The 19,962-nt window shown below is 73.2% G+C and carries 17 protein-coding genes and 1 pseudogene; 7 read left to right on the plus strand and 11 right to left on the minus strand.

The window, feature by feature from the left end; translation table 11 throughout:
• Positions 1-12: 12 nt before the first annotated feature.
• Positions 13-639, plus strand: coding sequence for a hypothetical protein (locus tag ACNJ93_RS22155; protein ID WP_418959167.1), 627 nt, complete (start codon positions 13-15; stop codon positions 637-639).
• Here ACNJ93_RS22155 and ACNJ93_RS22160 read toward each other — a convergent pair.
• From ACNJ93_RS22160 to ACNJ93_RS22170, 3 genes are read right to left on the minus strand one after another with little or no spacing between them, the layout of a single operon-like run.
• Positions 559-1,131 carry a cob(I)yrinic acid a,c-diamide adenosyltransferase gene (locus ACNJ93_RS22160; protein WP_418959168.1) on the minus strand — a complete coding sequence of 191 codons (573 nt, stop codon included), beginning with the start codon at positions 1,129-1,131 and terminating at the stop codon, positions 559-561. The genes ACNJ93_RS22155 and ACNJ93_RS22160 overlap by 81 nt on opposite strands.
• Positions 1,132-1,144: 13 nt before the next feature.
• Entirely contained in the window at positions 1,145-1,894 is a 750-nt protein-coding gene (locus tag ACNJ93_RS22165) for an ABC transporter permease (RefSeq protein WP_418959169.1), read from the minus strand.
• Between the two features lie 8 nt (positions 1,895-1,902).
• Complete coding sequence (locus ACNJ93_RS22170; protein WP_418959170.1) at positions 1,903-2,676, minus strand: ABC transporter ATP-binding protein; 774 nt, start codon at positions 2,674-2,676, stop codon at positions 1,903-1,905.
• 71 nt (positions 2,677-2,747) lie between these two features.
• On the opposite strand from ACNJ93_RS22170, the gene ACNJ93_RS22175 reads away from it, so the two are divergent.
• From ACNJ93_RS22175 to ACNJ93_RS22190, 4 genes are all read left to right on the plus strand, one after another.
• Entirely contained in the window at positions 2,748-3,383 is a 636-nt protein-coding gene (locus ACNJ93_RS22175; RefSeq protein ID WP_418959171.1) for a TetR/AcrR family transcriptional regulator, read from the plus strand.
• Between the two features lie 141 nt (positions 3,384-3,524).
• Positions 3,525-4,373, plus strand: coding sequence for a 3-hydroxyacyl-CoA dehydrogenase family protein (locus ACNJ93_RS22180; protein WP_418959172.1), 849 nt, complete (start codon positions 3,525-3,527; stop codon positions 4,371-4,373).
• A 112-nt stretch (positions 4,374-4,485) separates the two neighbouring features.
• On the plus strand, positions 4,486-4,809 hold the full coding sequence (locus ACNJ93_RS22185; protein ID WP_153484418.1) for an STAS domain-containing protein: 324 nt from the start codon (positions 4,486-4,488) through the stop codon (positions 4,807-4,809).
• A gap of 273 nt (positions 4,810-5,082) precedes the next feature.
• Positions 5,083-7,680, plus strand: coding sequence for an ATP-binding protein (locus ACNJ93_RS22190; RefSeq protein ID WP_418959173.1), 2,598 nt, complete (start codon positions 5,083-5,085; stop codon positions 7,678-7,680).
• A gap of 70 nt (positions 7,681-7,750) precedes the next feature.
• On the opposite strand, the gene nucS is transcribed toward ACNJ93_RS22190, so the two are convergent.
• Entirely contained in the window at positions 7,751-8,422 is a 672-nt protein-coding gene (gene nucS / locus ACNJ93_RS22195) for an endonuclease NucS (protein ID WP_418959174.1), read from the minus strand.
• Positions 8,423-8,640: 218 nt separating this feature from the next.
• On the opposite strand from nucS, the gene ACNJ93_RS22200 reads away from it, so the two are divergent.
• The gene (locus ACNJ93_RS22200; RefSeq protein WP_129800535.1) at positions 8,641-9,033 is read left to right on the plus strand and encodes an SCO5389 family protein; all 393 of its coding nucleotides are present in this window, start codon (positions 8,641-8,643) and stop codon (positions 9,031-9,033) included.
• 115 nt (positions 9,034-9,148) lie between these two features.
• Here ACNJ93_RS22200 and ACNJ93_RS22205 read toward each other — a convergent pair whose 3' ends face one another.
• A complete protein-coding gene (locus tag ACNJ93_RS22205; protein WP_418959175.1) occupies positions 9,149-10,183 on the minus strand; it encodes an LLM class flavin-dependent oxidoreductase in 1,035 nt (344 codons plus the stop codon).
• A 197-nt stretch (positions 10,184-10,380) separates the two neighbouring features.
• Here ACNJ93_RS22205 and ACNJ93_RS22210 point away from each other — a divergent pair, with 197 nt between their 5' ends.
• Positions 10,381-10,710, plus strand: a complete 330-nt coding sequence (locus ACNJ93_RS22210; protein WP_418959176.1) for an ATP/GTP-binding protein — start codon at positions 10,381-10,383, stop codon at positions 10,708-10,710.
• 13 nt (positions 10,711-10,723) lie between these two features.
• Here ACNJ93_RS22210 and ACNJ93_RS22215 read toward each other — a convergent pair whose 3' ends face one another.
• From ACNJ93_RS22215 to scy, 6 genes and pseudogenes are all read right to left on the minus strand, one after another.
• On the minus strand, positions 10,724-11,578 hold the full coding sequence (locus ACNJ93_RS22215) for an ABC transporter permease subunit (protein ID WP_418959177.1): 855 nt from the start codon (positions 11,576-11,578) through the stop codon (positions 10,724-10,726).
• A gap of 26 nt (positions 11,579-11,604) precedes the next feature.
• Positions 11,605-12,651, minus strand: a pseudogene (locus tag ACNJ93_RS22220) (ABC transporter ATP-binding protein); the annotation flags it as partial.
• A 180-nt stretch (positions 12,652-12,831) separates the two neighbouring features.
• Positions 12,832-13,611 (minus strand): ABC transporter permease, encoded by a 780-nt coding sequence (locus tag ACNJ93_RS22225; protein ID WP_418959178.1) that lies wholly within the window; start codon positions 13,609-13,611, stop codon positions 12,832-12,834.
• A 3-nt stretch (positions 13,612-13,614) separates the two neighbouring features.
• Positions 13,615-14,598 carry an ABC transporter ATP-binding protein gene (locus tag ACNJ93_RS22230; protein ID WP_418959179.1) on the minus strand — a complete coding sequence of 328 codons (984 nt, stop codon included), beginning with the start codon at positions 14,596-14,598 and terminating at the stop codon, positions 13,615-13,617.
• Positions 14,599-14,689: 91 nt separating this feature from the next.
• Complete coding sequence (locus tag ACNJ93_RS22235; protein ID WP_418959180.1) at positions 14,690-15,628, minus strand: cellulose-binding protein; 939 nt, start codon at positions 15,626-15,628, stop codon at positions 14,690-14,692.
• 114 nt (positions 15,629-15,742) lie between these two features.
• Positions 15,743-19,825: a polarized growth protein Scy gene (gene scy / locus ACNJ93_RS22240; RefSeq protein ID WP_418959181.1), complete on the minus strand. Its 4,083-nt coding sequence runs from the start codon at positions 19,823-19,825 to the stop codon at positions 15,743-15,745.
• Positions 19,826-19,962: the final 137 nt, after the last annotated feature.

The raw sequence follows: 19,962 nt of genomic DNA on the forward strand, positions 1-19,962 counted from the left end.
GGGAGTCCCGACGTGATCGTCTGGCTGATCGTGATCTGCGAGGTCGGGTTCTGGGTGCTGTTGGCGGCCGGACTCACGACCCGCTACCTGCTGAAGATGCCGCGCCTCGGCATGGCGCTGCTGCTGTGCGAGCCGCTGCTCGAGGTCGTGCTGCTCGTGGTGACGGCGATCGACCTCAAGAACGGCGCCGCGCCCGACTGGAAGCACGGCCTGGCCGCGCTGTACATCGGCTACACGGTGGGCCACGGCCACCGCACCGTGAAGTGGCTCGACGGCCACGCCGCCCACCGTCTGGCCGGCGGCCCGCCGCCCGTGAAGCCGCCGCAGTACGGCAGGACCCGCGCCCGCCACGAGGGCGAGATCTGGCTCGGCTCCCTGGTCGGCGGCGCCGTCGCCACCGTCCTGCTGCTGGCCGCCATGTGGTACGTGGGCGGCGACGGCGACACGTCCTCGCTGAAGTCCTGGATGTACGGCGCCTGGCGCGCCGTCGGCATCCACGGCCTGATCGCCCTCAGCTACGCCCTCTGGCCCAAGAAGGCCCCGCAGCCCGAGGAGCCGTCAGCGCTCCCCGCCCGGGACCCAGAGCACGTCGCCGACCTCCCGGTTGGCCGTCCTGGCCAGAATGAAAAGCAGGTCTGAGAGGCGGTTCAGGTAGGTGGCGGTCAGGGGGTTCATGGTCTCGCCGTGGACCTCGATCGCCGCCCACGTGGACCGCTCCGCCCGGCGGACCACCGTGCACGCCTGGTGCAGCAGCGCCGCGCCGGGGGTGCCGCCGGGGAGGATGAAGGAGCGCAGCTTCTCCAGCGGCTCCAGGAAGCGGTCGCAGTCCGCCTCCAGCTTGTCGATGTAGGACTGCTCGACCCGCAGCGGCGGGTACTTCGGGTCCTCCACCACCGGCGTGGAGAGGTCCGCGCCCACGTCGAACAGGTCGTTCTGCACGCGGACGAGGACCTTCACGACCTCCTCGTCGAGCTGTCCGAGGGCGATGGCCGTGCCGATGACGGCGTTGGCCTCGTTGGCGTCGGCGTAGGCCGAGATCCGCAGATCGGTCTTGGCGGTCCGGCTCATGTCGCCCAGGGCCGTGGTGCCCCGGTCGCCGGTGCGGGTGTAGATGCGCGTCAGGTTGACCATGCGGCCAGCGTAGTTACGCTCCGGCCTTCTGGAACGTCCGTGTGCCGATGGTCACCGCGAGCGCCGCGAGCCCGACGGCGACCAGCACCCCGTACAGCATCCCGCTCGTCGCGTACCGCCCGACGTACGCGTCGCGGACCGCGTCCACCAGGTAGCGGAACGGCATCAGGTGCGAGAGGGCGTCCAGCCAGCCGGGCGCGAGCGCCATCGGCAGCATCAGGCCCGACAGCAGCATCGAGGGCAACGTGAGCGCGTTGACCGTCGGGCCGAACTCCTGCGGGGTGCGCACCTTCATGGCCAGCGCGTAGGAGAGCGAGGCCAGGGCGAAGGTGAGCAGCGCGACGAACACGAAGCCGATCAGGATCCCGGCGAGTGGCGCCCGCAGCCCCATCGCCACCGCGGCGAGCACCAGGAGCACGGCCTGGAAGACGAAGAGCGCGGCATCGCGCAGCACCCGGCCGAGCAGCAGCGCGAGGCGGCTGACCGGGGTGACGCGCATGCGCTCCACCACCCCCCAGTTCTTCTCCATGATGAGCGAGAAGCCGGCGAACGAGGCACCGAACAAGCCGAGTTGGAGCAGCAGTCCGGGAACGAGGATCTGCCAGGAGTCGCCCTCGCGACCGAGGGGCAGGTCGGAGAGCAGCGGTCCGAAGAAGAGCAGGTAGAGCAGCGGCATCAGCACGCCGAAGAGCATCTGGAATTTCGAGCGCAGGGTCTGCCGGGCGTAGCGCCCGAAGATCAGCGCGGTGTCGTGGAGAAGCAAGGCGAGTCCTATACGGCGACGGGGGCGTGGGTGTCGGGGGCCGGGCCGCGCCCGGTGATGGCGAGGAAGGCGTCCTGGAGGGTGGTGACGCCGTGCTCCGCCTTCAGGGCGGACGGGCTGCCCTCGGCGACGACGACCCCCTTGTCCACGATCACCAGCCGGTCCGCGAGCGCGTCCGCCTCGTCGAGGTAGTGCGTGGTGAGGACGACGGTCGTGCCGTGCTCGTCGCGCAGCCGGCGCACCAGCGCCCACAGGTCCGCGCGGCTGCCGGGGTCGAGCCCGGTCGTCGGCTCGTCCAGGAAGAGCACCTCGGGCCGGTGGACGAGCCCGAGCGCGAGGTCGAGGCGCCGGCGCTGCCCGCCGGAGAGCGCCGCGGTGGAGCGGTCGAGGAGGTCGGTGAGGTCGAGCTCGCCGGCCAGTTCCCCGGCGCGGGCGGCCGCCTCGGCCTTGGACAGACCGTAGAGCCTGCCCTGGGCGACGAGTTCGGAGCGCACGGTCTCCTGCGGGTCGACCCCACCGGACTGGGCGACGTACCCGATGCGCCGGCGTACGGCTCCGGGATCACGCAGGAGGTCGTGGCCCGCGACGGTGGCCGCGCCGCCCGTCGGCGGCAGCAGCGTGGTGAGCATCCGCAGCGTGGTCGTCTTGCCGGCACCGTTGGGACCGAGGAGGCCGAGGATCTCGCCCGGCCGCACCGTCAGGTCGATGCCGCGCACCGCCTCCACGGGGCCGAGCTTCGTCTGGAAGGTCCGGGCGAGCCCGGCCGTACTGATGATTGGCATAGTGACCACAAAAACAGAGTCCCTGAAATTTTGCAATGCCACCAAGTTTTCAGCGGTCCTAGGATGGGGTCATGGCTGAGGGGCTCAGGGAGCGCAAGAAGCGCGAGACGAAGCGGCGGATCTCCGACATCGCGACCGGACTCTTCCTGGAGCACGGTTTCGTGACCGTGACCGTCGCGGACGTCGCCGAGGCCGCGGACGTGTCCGTCAACACCGTCTACAACTACTTCCCGGCCAAGGAGGATCTGTTCCTCGACCGGATGGAGGGCGTCACCCTCCGCCTGTCGCGGATGATCCGGGGCCGTGACAAGGGGGAGTCCGCGGCCCACGCCGTGCTGCGCGAGATGCGGGAGCAGATCGGCGCCGTGTCCCCCGCGTACGGACTCATGGACGGCTTCGACGCCTTCATGAACGTCATCGAGCACGCCCCCACCCTCAAGGCCCGGCTCTTCTACCTCCAGCAGGAGGTGCACGACGCCGTCGTCGCCACCCTCCGCGAGGAGACCGGCGCGGCCGAGGACGACCCGCTGCCGCTGCTCGTCGGCGGGCAGATCGCCTGGATCGAGAACACGGCCGTCGGCTACATCACCCGCGAGATGACCGCCGGCCGCAAGGCCACCGCGGTCTCCCGCGAGACCCTCGTCCTCCTCGACGAGATCGAGGACCTGCTGAGCGAGAAGGTCCTCGGGTACGCCGTGCGCGACTGAGCACCCCCGTCCGGGGGTGTCGTCGGTGTGACGTCCGTCAAACAGGGCGTGACGCGCATTACTTCCGGGTCACATGACGCCCCCAGGCCGCTAATCTCCGCCGGAGAGTCATCGGTGAACAGTCGTTAAGGGGAGAACAACGTGGCCAGGAAGCTCGCCGTCATCGGCGCCGGACTGATGGGGTCCGGAATCGCGCAGGTCTCCGCCCAGGCGGGCTGGGACGTCGTGCTGCGCGACGTCACCGACGCGGCCCTCACCCGGGGCACCGACGGCATCAAGGCCTCCTACGACAAGTTCGTCGCCAAGGGGAAGCTGGACGCGGAGGCCGCCGAGGCCGCCCTCGCCCGGATCACCCCGACCACCGAGCTCGACGCGGTCGCCGACGCGGACATCGTCGTCGAGGCGGTCTTCGAGAAGCTGGAGATCAAGCACGAGATCTTCCGCTCCCTGGACAAGACCGTGAAGGACGGCGCGGTCCTCGCCTCCAACACCTCCGCCATCCCGATCACCAAGATCGCCGCGGTGACGGAGCGCCCGGAGGCCGTCGTCGGCGTCCACTTCTTCTCGCCGGTCCCGATGATGCAGCTCGTCGAGCTGGTCCGCGGCTACAAGACCAGCGACGAAACCCTCGCCGGCGCGCGGGAGTTCGCCGAGTCGGTCGGCAAGACCTGCATCGTCGTCAACCGCGACGTGGCCGGCTTCGTGACCACCCGTCTGATCTCCGCGCTGGTCGTCGAGGCCGCCAAGCTGTACGAGTCCGGCGTGGCCACCGCCGAGGACATCGACCTCGCCTGCAAGCTGGGCTTCGGGCACGCCATGGGCCCGCTCGCCACCGCCGACCTCACCGGCGTCGACATCCTCGTCAACGCCACGAGCAACATCTACACCGAGTCCCAGGACGAGAAGTTCGCCCCGCCGGAGCTGATGCGCCGGATGGTGGACGCGGGTGACATCGGCCGCAAGAGCGGGCAGGGCTTCTACACGTACTGACCCGCTATCACCCCGACGGGTGAATTCGGTCTCGGTTCGCTTACAAGGCGCAACGCTTCTGCCGGTCGGGCAGTCAGTTGTTGCATAGACGAAGCACTCTCGGGGAGCGCATATGCACATCAGGGGCGACCACGCCGAGCTGGTCGTCGGGGGCCGCCTCGACGTCCGCAGCGCGGCGGACGCCCGTACGGTCCTCCACTCGGCCGTCGACGACGGAGACGGAGACCTGGTCCTCGATCTGACCGGTCTCGACTCCTGGGACGCCACCGGGCTCGGGGTCATCATGGGCGCGCACCGACGGGCCGGCCGCTGCGGCCGCCGGCTCGTGCTGCGCGGGGTCCCGCCCCAGATGCAGCGACTGCTCGTGGCCACCCGGCTGCACCGCATCCTCGCCATCGAGGGCGGGCTCGCCGCGGAGTCGCTGCCGCGCGTCTGAGAGACGCGGGAGGACGGGCGGGAAAGCGACGCGCACGCGTCGGGCATGTGAAACACCTGTGCGAAACAGGCGACCCGCTCAATCCTCACAAGACCGTGACGTCACGGGCGGTGCGGTACCCCGCCCGTGACTCGAACCCGTCCATCGGTCTAGGGTTCGGTCGCCCGCCGATTGACAGACCCACCCGGCGGGCCACCGGACCCGAAGCGTCAGCGAGCGTGCAGAACGGCCGGGAGGGGCACGGCGCGCACCGCTTTTTTGGGGGCATTCACCATGGACCCGATCCACCCGGGACCGGAGGAGTACGGCAACGACGGCGACCGCGCGGGCGCGGCGGCCGGCGCTCGACGGGGCCCCCGTGACCCGCTGACGTCGGAGTTCGGCCATTCCGCTCCTCCCGTCGCCCGCACCGTCAAGCTCGTCGTCGGCGACCTGCTGCTCACCGTCAACCCCGTCGACGGCAGCGAGATCGAGGCCTGCCCGCCGGGGGAGCGGCCCCAGCCGCCCCGCCGCCGCAGCCCCGAGGAGCGCGCCGACCGGGCCCGGGCCGCGGCCCCGCCCGTACCGCCCGGGCCCGCCGTGCCGCGCACCCCGCTCCTGGAGCGCCAGGAGGAGCGCGAGCGGCTCGTCCAGCTGCTCGCCCGCGGCCGCAGCGCCCGCGTCACCGGACCGGCCGGCTCCGGTCGCACCCGGCTCCTCGACGAGGTCGCCGCCGACTGCGCCGACCTCGCCCCCGACGGCCTCGTCCGCCTCTCCGGCCACCACCGCACCGCCACCGAGCTGCTGTACGACCTCCTCGGCGCGGTCATGCACCTGCCGGGGCACCGCCCCGACCGCGCGGGCCTGCACGACCTCGTCCGCGAGATCGGCGCGGTCGTCGTGATCGACGACATCGAACTCGGCGGCGCCGCCCTCGACGAGCTGCTCACCGCCACCCCCGAGTGCGCCTACCTGCTCGCCGCCGCCCCCGACGTCGCCGCGCCCTCCGCCGACGCCCACGTCGAGGAGGTCCCGCTCGCCGGACTCGGCCGCGCGTCCGCGCTGGAGCTCCTGGAGCACGTCGTCGGCCGCACCCTCACCGAGGACGAGGCCAACTGGGCCGGCGACCTCTGGTTCGAGTCCGAGGGCCTGCCGCTGCGCTTCGTCCAGGCCGGCGCGCTGCTGCGCCAGCGCGACCAGCTGCGCGGCGGGCCCGAGCAGAACGAGAACTTCGACGAGTTCGACGCCTTCGGCGCGCTCGACGAGGCCTTCGGCGGCGGGCGCGAGGGCGGCGCCCGCGGCATACCCGGGGCGGCCGGACGCTCCGACGTCCCGCTGCCCACCCTCGGCGAGGGCGCGGCGCCCGCCGCCCTGCTCGCCTCCCGGCTCAGCCAGGCCGCCCGCGACGCGCTGCGGTTCGCCGTCGCCCTCGGCGGCGAGCTCCCGCACCCCGCCCACCTGCCCGCGCTCGTCGGCGACACCCACGCCGACGCCGCGCTCGCCGAACTCACCGGCTGCGGACTCGCCGGTCCGGTCGGCGCCCGCTACCGGCTCGCCCCCGGCGTCCTCACCCAGCTCGTCGCCTCCGGCTACGCCGAGGACACCGCCGCCCACGCCCACACCGTCGTCCAGCACTACGCCTGGTGGGCCGGCCACCCCTCCGTCACCCCCGAACGCGCCGCCGCCGAGGCGGACGCCCTGATCGGCGCGCTGACCGCGCTGCTGCCCAGCCAGGAGGCCGGACACTCCAGCGCGGTCGTCCTGCTGGCCCGCAGCGCCGCGCCCGTGTTCGCCGCCGGCCTCCAGTGGGGCGCCTGGGAGCGCGCCCTGCGCGCCGGCCAGGAGGCCGCCCGGCGGGCCGGGGAGGTCGCGGAGGAGGCGTACTTCCACCACGAGCTGGGCGTGCTCGCCCTGTGCACCGGCAACCTGGAGCGGGCCCGCGCCGAGCTGGACGCCTCCATCGCGCTGCGCGGCGCGCTCGCCGACAAGCGCGGCACCCTCGCCGGCCGGCGCGCCCTCGCGCTGGTCGCCGACCTGGGCGGCGGTCCGCCGGCCCTGCCGGGCGACCTGTTCGACGAGCCGGCCGTGCCGGCCGTCGACACGACGGCCGCCCTGGTGAAGGAGCGCGCGCCGTTCCCGACCGTCCAGCACTTCCCGGACTTCCCGGACGACGGCCCGACCGTCAGCAACCGCACCGTGCCCGCCGCCGGACCGGCCACGGCTCCGCCGCCCTCCGGCACCGGCCGCCGCGGCCCCTTCGGCAACCGCCGCAACCTGGTCGCCGCGGGCGCGGCCGCGCTGCTCGTCGCGGTCCTCGGCACGGCGATCACCCTGGGCGCGACCTCCGGCGAGGACGACCCCGGCTCGAACCGGGTCACCACCGACCGGACGACGGGCGACGACGGCTACGACGACGGCTTCGACTCGGACACCCCGGACGAGGACGGCACCGGCGCCCCCGACGAGTCCCCGGACGCCTCCGGCGAGGCGACCCCCGGCGAGAGCGGCTCGCCCACCGGCTCCGGCGACCCCACGGGCCCGACGGACGGCACGACGTCCGGCGGCTCCTCCACGAAGCCGGGCAGCCCGACCACCTCGGGCGGCACGACCACCAAGCCGTCCACGACCAAGCCGGGCACGCCGACGACCGGCGGCACGACGTCGGGCAGCCCGTCCGGCGGCACCCCGTCGGGCGGTACGGACCCGACCGGCGGGACCACGGGTGAGACCACCACGGGTGAGACCACCGGCGAGACCACGACGGGCGAGACGACGGGCGAGACCACCACGGGTGAGACCACCGGCGAGACGACCACGGGCGGGACGACCGGCGAGACCACCACGGGCGGTGCCGACTCCACCGGCGGCGCCGGCGGCTCCACCGGCGTCTGACCCCACCGCGCACACGACGGCCCCCGTCCGGCATACGCCGGGCGGGGGCCGTCGCATCGCTTCGGGCCGGTCAGAACAGCCGCAGCTTGTCGTCCTCGATGCCGCGCAGGGCGTCGTAGTCCAGGACCACGCAGTCGATGCCGCGGTCCGTGGCGAGCACGCGGGCCTGGGGCTTGATCTCCTGCGCCGCGAACACGCCCTTGACCGGCGCGAGGTGCGGATCGCGGTTCAGCAGCTCCAGGTACCGGGTCAGCTGCTCGACGCCGTCGATCTCGCCGCGCCGCTTGATCTCCACCGCGACCGTCGCGCCGTCGGCGTCCCGGCACAGGATGTCCACCGGGCCGATCGCCGTCGGGTACTCGCGGCGGATCAGCGTGTAGCCGTCGCCGAGCGTCTCGATGCGGTCGGCCAGCAGCTCCTGCAGGTGCGCTTCCACGCCGTCCTTGATGAGACCCGGGTCCACACCGAGCTCGTGGGAGGAGTCGTGCATGATCTCCTCCATCGTGATGATCAGTTTCTCGCCCGCTTTGTTGACCACCGTCCAGACGCCCTCGTCGCCGTCCGCGCCCTCCTTGAGGGAGCACGGCGGGGACATCCAGTTGAGCGGTTTGTACGCGCGGTCGTCCGCGTGGATGGAGACGCTGCCGTCCGCCTTCACCAGGATCAGACGGGGCGCGGAGGGCAGATGGGCGGTGAGCCGGCCCGCGTAGTCCACGGAACAACGGGCAATGACGAGACGCATGGTGCGCAACGCTACAAGACGGCCGCTCCTCCGCGCGATTCGTGCCTAAACTCCCGTTCGTTATTGGCCGGTTGTGGTCCCAATCTCCTGGTGCCGCCAGGACGGCGCGCTTACCGTGTTAGCTGGAGGTCGTCGCCCGTGCACTCTGCGTTGCGCAACGGGTGTCCTCCAGTCCTGCCCGGAAGACCCCGCCCGGCGGGGTCGCGAGAGGAGTACACATGTCGCTCGACGTCTCACCGGCGCTGTTGGAACAGGCCGAGCGAGGCGAGGTCGACGAAGCCGACTTCGTCGACTGCGTCCGGACCTCCCTGCCGTACGCATGGGAGATGATCAGCTCTCTGGTGGCCCAGCTGAAGGTGGACGGCGGAGAGTTCGCCGACAACCAGACGCCGCCGCCGGACGAGCAGGCGCGCGGCCAGCTGCTGCGCGCACTGGCGAGCGACGCGATCCGGGGTGCGCTCCAGCGGCACTTCGGCGTGCGTCTCGCCTTCCAGAACTGCCACCGTGTCGCGGTCTTCCCGCTGGACGCCTCGGCGGACGAGCGGCTGGCCCGCTTCACCTCCGTCCGGGGACAGCTGCTCAACCAGTCGCCCGAACTGCGCGACTGCTGACGGCTCGCGACCGCTGATGTCTTGTGCCGCCGTTCCCGCAGCGGAGGAGGTCCCGGACGGGGGAGATCCTTCCGGTGCCGGAGCGGCGGCCCGCCGTCGTCTCCGCACCGCCGACTCAGGTCAGCAGCGGCAGCACCTCGGCACCCGTCCTGCGAATGTTCTCCTCGGTGGCCGCGAGGTCGCCCGAGCCCTCCGCCAGCAGCGCGAAGCGCGTGATCCCGGTCCGCTCGGCGGTGGCCGCCAGCCGGTCCGCGGCCAGCCTCGGGGTGCCCACCGGGTGCAGCCCGCACAGCAGCTCCGTGTACGCCACCGGGTCGCGCATCGCGCGGTACCGTCCGTCCACCGTCACATGCGCGTCCAGCCCCTGCTTCAGCCAGCCCGGCATCGCCTTGACCAGCGCCTCCGCCGCGTCCGCCGTGCGGTCCGCGAGCTGCACCACCCCGGCCGAGACATGGCCGCGGCCGATCCGCTCGATCTCCTCGGGGCTCCGGCCGGCCTCCCGGGAGTCCCGCCGCCAGGCGGCCACCATCTCCGCCTTCTCCTCGTCCCCGCAGTGCATGCCCAGCAGCATCGGCAGCCCGCGCTCCGCAGCCAGCCGCACACTGCCGCGCGAGGTGCACGCGACGACGACCTCCGGGCCCTCCTCGCCGCCGTCCAGCTCCCCGGCCCGCGGCACCACCGCGACCTCGCGGAACGCGTACCGCTCGCCGTCCGCGCCGACCCGCGGCTCGCCCAGCCACCGCAGCAGCAGGTCCAGCGACTCCGGGAAGCCCCGGTCGTACGCCTCCAGACCGGCGCCGAAGACCTCCAGGTCCACCCACGGCCCGCCCCGGCCCACGCCCAGCGTGAACCGCCCGCCGGACGTGAGGTGCAGCAGGGCCGCCTGCTCGCCGAGCGCCACCGGATGGGCCGTCGGCAGCACGCTCACCGCCGTGCCGACCCGGATACGGCGCGTGCGTCCCAGCATCAGCGCCGCCAGCGTCACCGCCGACGGGCACACGCCGTACGGCACGAAATGGTGCTCCGCCAGCCAGACCGAGTCGAGCCCGCACTCCTCGGCGAGCTCGGCGGTCCGCACCGCCCGGTGCAGCGCCTCCCCCGGCCCCTGGCCCGGGAACTGGGCGGCCAGAACGAACGTACCCACGCGCATCGCTACTGCCTCCTTGCGGCCGACGCGGTACTCCCCCTCGCAGGCATCAACGTCTGACACGTGCCAAAGGCAACGGGCCCCCGGCAAGTTGTTGCGATTTTCCGGTAACCCCGCCGCCCGGGTGCGGCCGGAGGCGAGCGCCGCGGCCCGTAACCTGGAGGGCGTCGTCCGCAGTCCCCGGCCCTGTGAGGTGTTCCGTGTCCCCGCGTCGCAACCGCTCCCGAGGCGGCGAGAAGCCCGCGGCCCGTCAGGACGAGCCGGGCGACCGCTACGGAGGCGTGCAGCGCACCGAGACCTGGCAGGGCGAGGAGTGGTACGTCCGGCTCGTGGCCGGCGCCAGCGCCCCCGGCAAGCGGTACCGCTGCCCCGGCTGCGACCAGGAGATCCCGCCGGGCGCGCCGCACGTGGTGGCCTGGCCGGAGTACGGCGGGGTGGACGACCGGCGGCACTGGCACAAGGCCTGCTGGAACGCGAAGGACCGCCGCACCACACGGGTGCAGCGGTCCCGCAACGCGCCGCGTCACTGACTCCCGGGCGGCCTCACACGTCCTGCGCGCGCAGCGAGGCGTACGCGGCGCCCAGGGCGAGCCCGGTGACGCCGAGCAGGATCAGCACCGGCTCCCAGCCCGAGGGGCCGCTGCTGCCGAACGGCGGGACGTCGGCGTAGAGCGCGATCATCTGCGAGGGGATCGCGTACATGAACAGCGCCTCTTGGAGCCCCTGCAGGGACTCCGCGAACATGAACAGCCCCGCCACCAGCGGCAGCAGCAGCACCCCGATCATGATCGTGATCGCGCCGGCGGAGTGCCGGACGATCGCGCCGACGGCGAGCGAGAGCAGCCCGAGCAGGGCGACGTACAGCCCGGCGCCGAAGGTGGCCCGCACCCAGCTCCCCGCGCTCGGCTCCGGGCCGCCGACCAGCGCGTACTGGACGCCCGCGACCAAGGCCGCGGTGACGGTGGTCAGGGTCAGGACCAGCAGGAAGAAGACGATCGCCTTGGCGGCGAGCACCCGGCCGCGGCTGGGGCAGGCGGTCAGCGTGGTGCGGATCATGCCGGTGCCGTACTCGGAGGCGATGGTCAGCACGCCGAGGGTGATCACGCAGATCGAGCCGGGCAGCATGCCGAAGAAGCCCAGGCCGAGGGCCGGGTCGCTCTCGGTGCCCACGCCCGACGCGGCGACGAGCACGGCGACGCCGAGACCGATCGAGACCATCAGCAGCACGAGCACGCCGAGCGTCCACAGCGTGGAGCGCACCGAGCGGATCTTGGTCCACTCGGAGGCGAGCGCGTCGCCGAGATGGGCCCGGCGGACCGGGATGGGCGAGACGTACGAACCCGGGGCGTACGCGCCCGGGGCGGGGCCGGCGGCCTGCGGGGCCGGGGGAGTGGTCATCGGGCGTCCTCGGGCTTGTCCTGGGTCGCGTAGGGGTTCTGTCCGGGCGGCGGCGGGGCGTACCAGCCCTCCTGCGGCACCTCCGGGATCACCGGCTCGGGCGGGGCGGCGTAGCCGTACGCCGGCTCCGGCGGCCGGAGCCCGGTCAGCCGGTCCTCGGTGGAGCGGTAGTCGACGGCGCTCTGCGTGAGCCGCATGTACGCCTCCTCCAGGGACGCCTGGTGCGGGGACAGCTCCCACAGCCGAACGCCCGCCTCGTGGGCGAGGTCGCTGATGCGCGGCAGCGGCAGCCCGGTCACGCGCAGCGCGCCGTCCCGCTCCGACAGCACCCGGCCGCCCGCCCCGGCGAGCGCGGCGGCCAGCTTCTCGCGCTGCTCGGGAGCGTCCCCGGGGGTGCGGACGCGGGCGAAGTCGGCGGAGTTCGCGGCGATGAAGTCCGGCACGCTCATGTCGGCGAGCAGCCGGCCGCGGCCGATCACGATCAGATGGTCGGCGGTCAGCGCCATCTCGCTCATCAGATGGCTGGAGACGAACACCGTCCGCCCCTCGGCGGCCAGCTTCTTCATCAGGTTCCGCACCCAGAGGATGCCCTCCGGGTCCAGGCCGTTGACCGGTTCGTCGAAGAGCAGCACCTGCGGGTCGCCGAGCAGCGCCGCCGCGATGCCGAGGCGCTGGCCCATGCCCAGCGAGAAGCCCTTGGTCCGCTGCCGGGCGACGTCCTGCAGGCCGACCACCCCGAGCACCTCGTCGACCCGCTGGGCCGGGATGCCGGCCAGCTGGGCCAGGGAGAGCAGGTGGTTCCGCGCGCTGCGCCCGCCGTGCACGGCCTTGGCGTCGAGCAGCGCCCCGACCTGCCGGGGCGCGTTGGGCAGGTCCCGGTACGGGTGCCCGCCGATGGTGACGCGTCCGGCGGTGGGGGCGTCGAGCCCGAGGATCATGCGCATGGTCGTCGACTTGCCGGAGCCGTTGGGGCCCAGGAAACCGGTGACGGCGCCGGGCCGCACCTGGAAGGAAAGGTCGTCCACGGCCGTCTTGGCGCCGTAGCGCTTGGTCAGGCCGACTGCCTCGATCATTCTCCAGCCCCACTCGACAGGTCGGTCGGTCGTGTCGTGTCGGGGCGGTGGCCCGCGGCCCATGGCCCCCGTACGAGTGAGGAGCCTATCGCCGCGTCGACGGTTCCCGGGAAGCCGAGAAGCGGAAGCAACCCGTCGGCCGGTCCGCGCGTCTTCCGCCGATACGCGCCCCTTCCCGCGCTACGCGTCCCGCTTCTTCAGCACCAGCCAGCCGCCCGCGAGCGCCGCGGCCACCCACAGCACCATGATCCCGAGGCCGCCCCAGGGTCCGTACGGGGCCCTGTCCTGGTTCATCGCGTCCGGCAGCACCTGCATGATCCGGGAGCCGGCCTGGTCCGGGAAGTACCGCGCCACCTCCTTGGCCTTCGGCACCGCGGACAGGATCTGGGACACCAGGAAGAAGAACGGCACCAGGATCCCCAGCGACAGCATCGACGAGCGCAGCATCGCCGCCACGCCCATCGAGAACAGCGCGATCAGCCCCATGTACAGCCCGCCGCCCACCACCGCGCGCAGCACGTTGTCGGCCCCGATGGAGGTGCGGTGCTCGCCCAGCAGCGCCTGGCCCAGGAAGAACGCCAGGAAGCTGGTCGCCATGCCCACGACCAGCGCGAGCACCCCCGCCACGGCGATCTTGCCGAACAGGAACGTGGCCCGCTGCGGCACCGCGGCCAGCGACGTCCGGATCATGCCGGAGGAGTACTCCGTGCCCACCACGAGCACCCCGAAGACCACCATCGCCAGCTGCCCGAGCACCATCCCGGAGAAGCTGACGAACGTCGGGTCGAAGGTCGCCCGCTCGGCGACCGAGAGGTCCTCGAAGGTGGAGTTCAGCAGCGCGCACAGGGCCGCGCCCATCGCCACGGTCACCACGAGCGCGCTCGCCAGCGTCCAGGTCGTCGAGGACACCGTACGGATCTTGGTCCACTCGGACTGCAGGACCGCGGGTACCGAGGCCATCGCTCAGGCCCCCCGCTCGCTCGCGCCCCAGCGCGGACCCGGCGGGGGAGCGGGCGGCCCGCCCTCGCCGCCGTGCGCGACCGTGCCGTGCGCGTGGTACTCCACCGCCGCCGCCGTCATCTGCATGAACGCCTCCTCCAGCGACGCCTGCTGGGAGCTCAGCTCGTGCAGCACCAGCTGATGACGGGCGGCCAGCTCGCCGAGCTGCTCGGTCGTCGCCCCGTCCACCTCCAGGGTGCCGCCGCCGGCCTGCACCGGCCGGAAGCCGCTCTCCCGCAGCACCTCGATCAGCCGTTCGTGCTGCGGAGAACGCAGCCGCACGTAACTCCGGGAATTCTGCCGGATGAAATCCGCCATCGACGTGTCTGCGAGCAGCCGCCCCTGCCCGATCACGATCAAGTGATCGGCGGTCAGCGCCATTTCGCTCATCAGATGGCTGGAAACGAAGATCGTCCGGCCTTCCGCGGCCAGCGCCTTCATAAGATTGCGGATCCAGTGAATTCCCTCGGGGTCCAGACCATTCACCGGCTCGTCGAACATGAGGATCTCCGGATCCCCGAGCAGCGCCGAGGCGATTCCCAGCCGCTGCCCCATGCCGAGCGAGAAGCCCTTGACCTTCTTCCTCGCCACCGCCGTCAGACCGACCAGCTCCAGCACCTCGCCGACCCGGCTCGCCGGGATCCGGTTCGACTGGGCCAGACAGAGCAGGTTGTTGTACGCGCTCCGGCCGCCGTGCATCGCCTTCGCGTCGAGCAGCGCCCCGATGTACTTCAGCGGCTCCTCGAGCTCGCGGTAGTGCCGGCCGTCGATCCTGACCGTCCCGCTCGTCGGGTTGTCCAGATCGAGCATCATCCGCATCGTCGTGGACTTGCCCGCCCCGTTCGGCCCCAGGAACCCGGTGATCATGCCGGGTCGCACCCGGAAGGAGAGGTGGTCCACCGCCGTCTTCGTCCCGAACCGCTTCGTCAGCCCGTCGAGCTCGATCATGCGTACCAAGCTAAGGGCGCGAAAAACCCTCCGCCACCGCAGTGCCGGAGGGTTCCTCGCCGATCTGTCGCAGGTGTCCCCGCGCGGGCCCCTAGCGGGCCTGCTGGGCCGGGACGCCGCGCGTCACCGGCTCGTCGTCCGCCGGGGAACCGGCCGCGGCCACCGCCGCGCCGGTCAGCGTGGCCAGCATCTCGCGGACGTTGGTCAGCTGGGCGTTGATCGAGTCGCGGCGGTTCGTCAGCGCGGCGAGCTCGCGCTCCGATTCGCTGCGGATCCGGTCCGCCTTGGCGTTCGCGTCGGCCACGATGTCCTCGGCCTGGCGCTGCGCGGTCTCCACCGTCTGGCGGGCCCGGCGCTCCGCGTCCGTACGCAGCTTCTCGGCCTCCAGGCGCAGCTGCTCGGCGCGGTGCTCGATCTCCGCGAGCCGCTTCTCGGCCTTGGCCTGACGGGAGGCCAGGTCGCGCTCGGACTGCTCGCGGCGCTTGGCCAGGTTCGTCTCGAAGTCCGCGGCGGCCTGCGCGGCCTTGGCGCGGGTCTCCTCGAAGAGGGCGTCCGCCTCCTCGCGCTTGGACTGCGCGTCCTTCTGCGCCTCGGCGCGCAGGTTGTTCGCCTCGCCCTGCGCCTTCTCGACGATCCGGACGCCCTCGTCCTCGGCCTTCGCCTTGCGCTCGGCGGCGAACGCCTCGGCGTCGTTGCGCACCTGCTGGGCGGCCGACTCGGCCAGCTCGCGGTGCTGCTCGGCGGCGCGACGGGCCTCCTCGCGCAGGTCCTTCGCCTCCTCCTCGGCGAGACGGAGGATCTTCTCGACGCGGGCGCCGAGACCGGCGTACGACGGCTCGGCGTCGCTCACCTGAGCCTGGGCGTTCTGCGTCTCGAGGTGCAGTTCCTCGATGCGCTTCTCGAGAGAGGTGATCCGGGCCAGAGCACTGTCACGGTCGGCGACGAGCTTGGTAATGCGGTCATCCACCTGACCGCGGTCGTAACCACGCCGCACGAGCTCGAAGCCGAAGGGGGAGGAAGTGTCGCTCATGGGGTTCCTGTCGAATGAGACCGGTGAGGTGTTAGGGGGAATCCTAGGGGTCGAAGCGGCGTGTCATCGAGCGTATGCCCGTTTGATCTGGAGAATGTCCAGCCTTTTGAGTGGCTACCCCTCCGAGGACTTGCCACCCGAACGTGTGGCGCCCGCCGAGGCTCCCGCCTTGACGTCGTCCTTCGTTCCGGCGGACCTCGAACCGGGAGCCTCGAAAGACTCCAACGCCTCCAACACGTCCTGGACACGGGAGATCTCGGCGTTGATGTCCTCGCGCCGGCGCACCAGCACATCCAGCTCGCGCTTGCCCTCCGAGAGCATCTTCTCGGACTCGCGCTCCGCCTCCGCCTTGATCCGCTCCGCCTCGCCGACGAGCTGGGCCTTCTTCTGCTCGGCCTCCTTGAGCAGCGCCTCGGCCTTCTTCACCGCCGCGATGCGGACCTTGCTCGCCTCCGAAGTGGCGTCCGCGAGCAGCTCCTTGGCCTTCCGCTCCGCGTCCTCGCGCTGCTCGGTCGCCGCCTTCACCAGCTTGTCGACGCGCTCGCCGGCCGTCTTCATCTGCTCGGCCGTCTCGCGCCGCGCCCGCTCGTGCAGCTCCTCGATCTCGCTCTCGACCCGGGCCCGCAGCTCCTCGCCCCGTTCCCTTATGGCCGTCGCGTCGCTGCGCGCCCCGACCAGCAGCTCGTCCGCGTCCGCACGGGCCTTCTCCACCAGCGAGTTGCCCTCGACGGTCGCCTCGGCGACGATCCGCTCGGCCTCCTTGCGGGCCGCGCCGACCATGGTGTCCGCCTGCGTCTCCGCCTCGGTGGTGGCGCGCAGCGCCTCCTCCTGGGCCTTCGCCATGAGCTGGTCCGCCTGCTCGGCCGCGTCCGCACGCTTCTTCGCGCCGGCCTCCCGGGCCTCGTCGAGCGTACGGTCCGCCTCCGCGCGCGCCTCGGAACGCATCTGCTCGGCGGCCGCCTCCGCCTCCGTCTTCACCCGCTCCGCCTCGACCCGGATCCGCTCCGCGGCCTGCTGCGCCTGGCCCACCGTCTCGGCGGCCTCGGCCCGCAGCCGCTCCGCCTCCTCTGCGGCCTGCGCACCGATCCGCTCGGCCTCGCCCGTCGCCTCCGCGACGAGCCGGTCGGCCTGCTCGGCCGCGTCCGCCCGGCGCTTGTCGGCCGCCTTGCGGGCCTCGTCGGTGATCTTGTCGGCGTCCGCCAGGGCGGCCACCCGCAGCGCCTCCGCGTGCGCCTCGCCGTCCCGCTTGACCTGCTCCGCCTCGGCGCGCAGCCGCTGCGCGTCCGCCTCCGCGGCCGCCCGCAGCTCCGCCGCCTCCGCGGCGATCCGCTCGGCCTCCGCGGTCGCCTCGCCGACCAGCCGGTCCGCCTGCTCGGCCGCGTCCGCGCGCCGCTGGTCCGCGGCCTGCCGCGCCTCGTCGGCGAGCTGCTCGGCCTCGGCCCGCGCCGTGGACAGCAGTTCGCCCGCCTCGGAACGGATCCGGTTGGCGTCCTCCCGGGCCTCCGCACGGGTGCGCGCCGCGTCCTGCTCGGCCTGCGCCAGCGACTCCGTCGCCTCCGTACGGATCCGCTGCGCGTACTCCGCCGTGTCCGCCTTCAGCTTCTCGGACTCGGCGATCGCGTCCGCGACGGTCCGCTCGGCCAGCGCCTTCGCGGCCTCCGACTCCTCCGCGGCCCGCTCCCGGACCCGGTTCGCGTCCTCGGTGGCCCGCTCCCGCTCCGCGTACGCGTCGGCGCGGACCCGGTCCGCCTCCTCCTGCGCCTCGGTCCTCGTGCGCTCCGCCGCGTGCTCGGCGGCGCTGCGCAGCCCGGTGATCTCCTCCTCGGCCTGCTCCCGCAGCCCCGCGACGGAGTCCCGCACCTCCTGGGCGGTGTGCTCGGCGGCCGTGACCGTCTCGGTCGCGCGCGCGTCGGCCTCCTCGACCAGCCGCTGCGCCTCGGCCTGCGCCTCCTCCACCCGCTTGCGGGCGGAGGCCAGCAGTTCCTCGCTCTGCTCGCGGGCCTGCGCCCGCTCCCCGTCGGCCTCGGTCCGGGCCGCCGTCAGCGTCTCCTCGGCCTCCCGGCGGCGCCGGTTGGCCTCCTCGCGCGCCGCGGCCAGCGCCTCGGCGGCCTCCGTCGCGACCCGCTCGGCCGCGGCCGCGGCCTCGGCACGCACCCGGTCCGCGGTCTCCTGCGCCTCCGACTTGAGCCGCTCGGCCTCCGCCGCCGCCTCGGCACGCAGCCGCACCGCCGCGTTCTCCGCCTCGGCGCGCGCCGTCGACGCGTCCGCCGCGGCCTCGGTCCGCAGCCGCTCCGCCTCCTGCTCGGCCTGCGCCTGCAGCGTGCGGATGCGTTCCGCCGCCTCGGTGCGCAGCCGGTCGGTCTCCTCCGCCGCCTCGCGGCGGATCCGCTCGCTCTCCGCGCGGGCCTCGGACAGTTCCTTCTCGGCGTTCTCCAGCCGGGTCTCGGCCTCGGTGTGCAGCCGGGTCAGCTCGTCCGCGGCCTCGGCCCGCCGCGCGGCGGCGGCCCGGGCGGCCTCCTCGCGCGTCTCGGCCGCGTCCCGCTCGGCCGCCGCCTTCACCGACTCGGCCTGCTCCTCGGCCTCGGCGCGCAGCCGGTCCGCCTCGGCGCGGGTCCGCTCCAGGGTCTCCTCGGCCTGGGCGCGCAGCGTCTGGGCACGCTCCATCGCCTCGGCCTTGACCCGCTCGCTCTCCGTCGCCGCGCCGGTGCGCAGCTCGTCCGCGTCCGCCTTCGCCTTGGTCAGCAGCTCCTCGGCGGTCTTCGCCGCCTCCTCGATCTGCTGCACGCCCTCGCGCCGGGCCTCGCCGCGGATCCGCTCGCCCTCGGCGATCGCCTCGGCCCGCAGCTGCTCGGCCTCGCCGCGCAGCCGGCGGGCCTCCTCCTGCAGCTCGACCGTCTTGGCGCGGTACTCCTTGGTGTCGTCCTTCGCCGAACCGAGCAGCTCGTCGGCCTGCTCCTCCGCCTGGGCGCGCAGCCGGTCCGCCTCGGCCTCGGCCTCGCGGCGGATCCGCTCCGCCTCCTCCGACGCCTTGCGGGTGGTCTCCCGGGCGTCCTCGGACGCCTTGGTCAGCATCTCCTCGGCGCTGCGGGCGGCCTTGGCGAGCTGGGCGGCGGAATCCTCCGCGGCGGCCGTACGGGCCTTCTCCGCGGCCTCGGCGACGACCTTCTCGGCCTCGGCGTTCGCCTCGCGCAGCTTCTCCTCGGCCTCGGCCTTGAGGGCCTCCGCCTCCTTGGTGGCCTCGCCGACCAGCCGGGCGATCTCGGCCTTGGCCGTACGGGTGCGCTGCTCGTTGACGGACTCGGCGGAGGCGAGCTGCTTGGCCGCCGCGTCCTTGGCCTCGGACAGCGTCCGCTCGGCCTCCACGCGCGCCTCGCGCAGCCGTACCTCGGCCTCCTGCAGCCGGGTCTCCGCCGTCCGGTTCAGCTCCGTGGCCTGCTGACGGGCCGCGTCGGTCTCGGCGGCCGTCGACGAGCGCAGCCGCTCGGCGTGGGAGGTGGCCTCCTGGGCCTGCGCGGAAGCGGCGTTGAGCAGCCGCTCGGCGTCCTTGCGGGCGCGCAGCAGCAGGGCCTCGGCCTCGGCGCGGGCGGCCTCCGCGTCGGCGGTGAGCCGCTGGCGGGCCTCCTCGGTCAGCCGGGCGGCCTCCGCACGGGCCGCGGCGAGCGCCTGCTCGGCCTCGGCGCGGGACTCCTCCATGAGCCGGCGGGCCTGCGCCTCGGTGCGGGCGCGCAGCTGCTCGGCCCAGGCGACGTTCTCGTTGACGTGCGCCTCGACGGTCTGCCGGCGCTCGTTCAGCTCCTGGTCCAGCCGCTGCCGGCGCTGCACCGCCTCGGCGTGCAGCTCGGCCTGCAGCCGCGCCTGGTGCTCGGCGTGCTCCTGGAGGATGCGCTGGGTCTGGGCGCGGGCCTCCCGCAGCTCCCGCTCGGCGTCCGAGCGCAGCTGGTCGGCCTGCATCTGGGCGTTCCGCAGCAACTGCTCGGCCTGGTAGCCGAGGTCGGCGCTGTCGTACGCGGGGCGGGACGCGATCGTGCGGCGCGCCTCGTGCAGCTTGGCGCGCAGCACCTCGACCTGGTAACCGAGGTCCTCGGCGTGCTGGACGGCCTTCTCCCGCTCGGTCTTCAGCCGCTCCATCTCGGCTTCGAACCGCGAGAGATGGTCGTCTTCAGCCCGGTGGCTCTCCTGGCGTTCGTAGCCCCGCACTGCGCGGTCCCATCCTTCCCCGAGCTCTTCGAGCAGGGGATACCCCAACCCTGGTCGTGTCTCACGAGCTCCGTTCCCCGGCGAACGGCCGCCCCCGGGGAATGGTGGCAGATCGGAAACCCCGACTTCGACGGCCG

The sequence above is a fragment of the Streptomyces tritici genome, assembly GCF_048500665.1.
GTDB classification, from domain to species: Bacteria; Actinomycetota; Actinomycetes; order Streptomycetales; family Streptomycetaceae; genus Streptomyces; species Streptomyces tritici.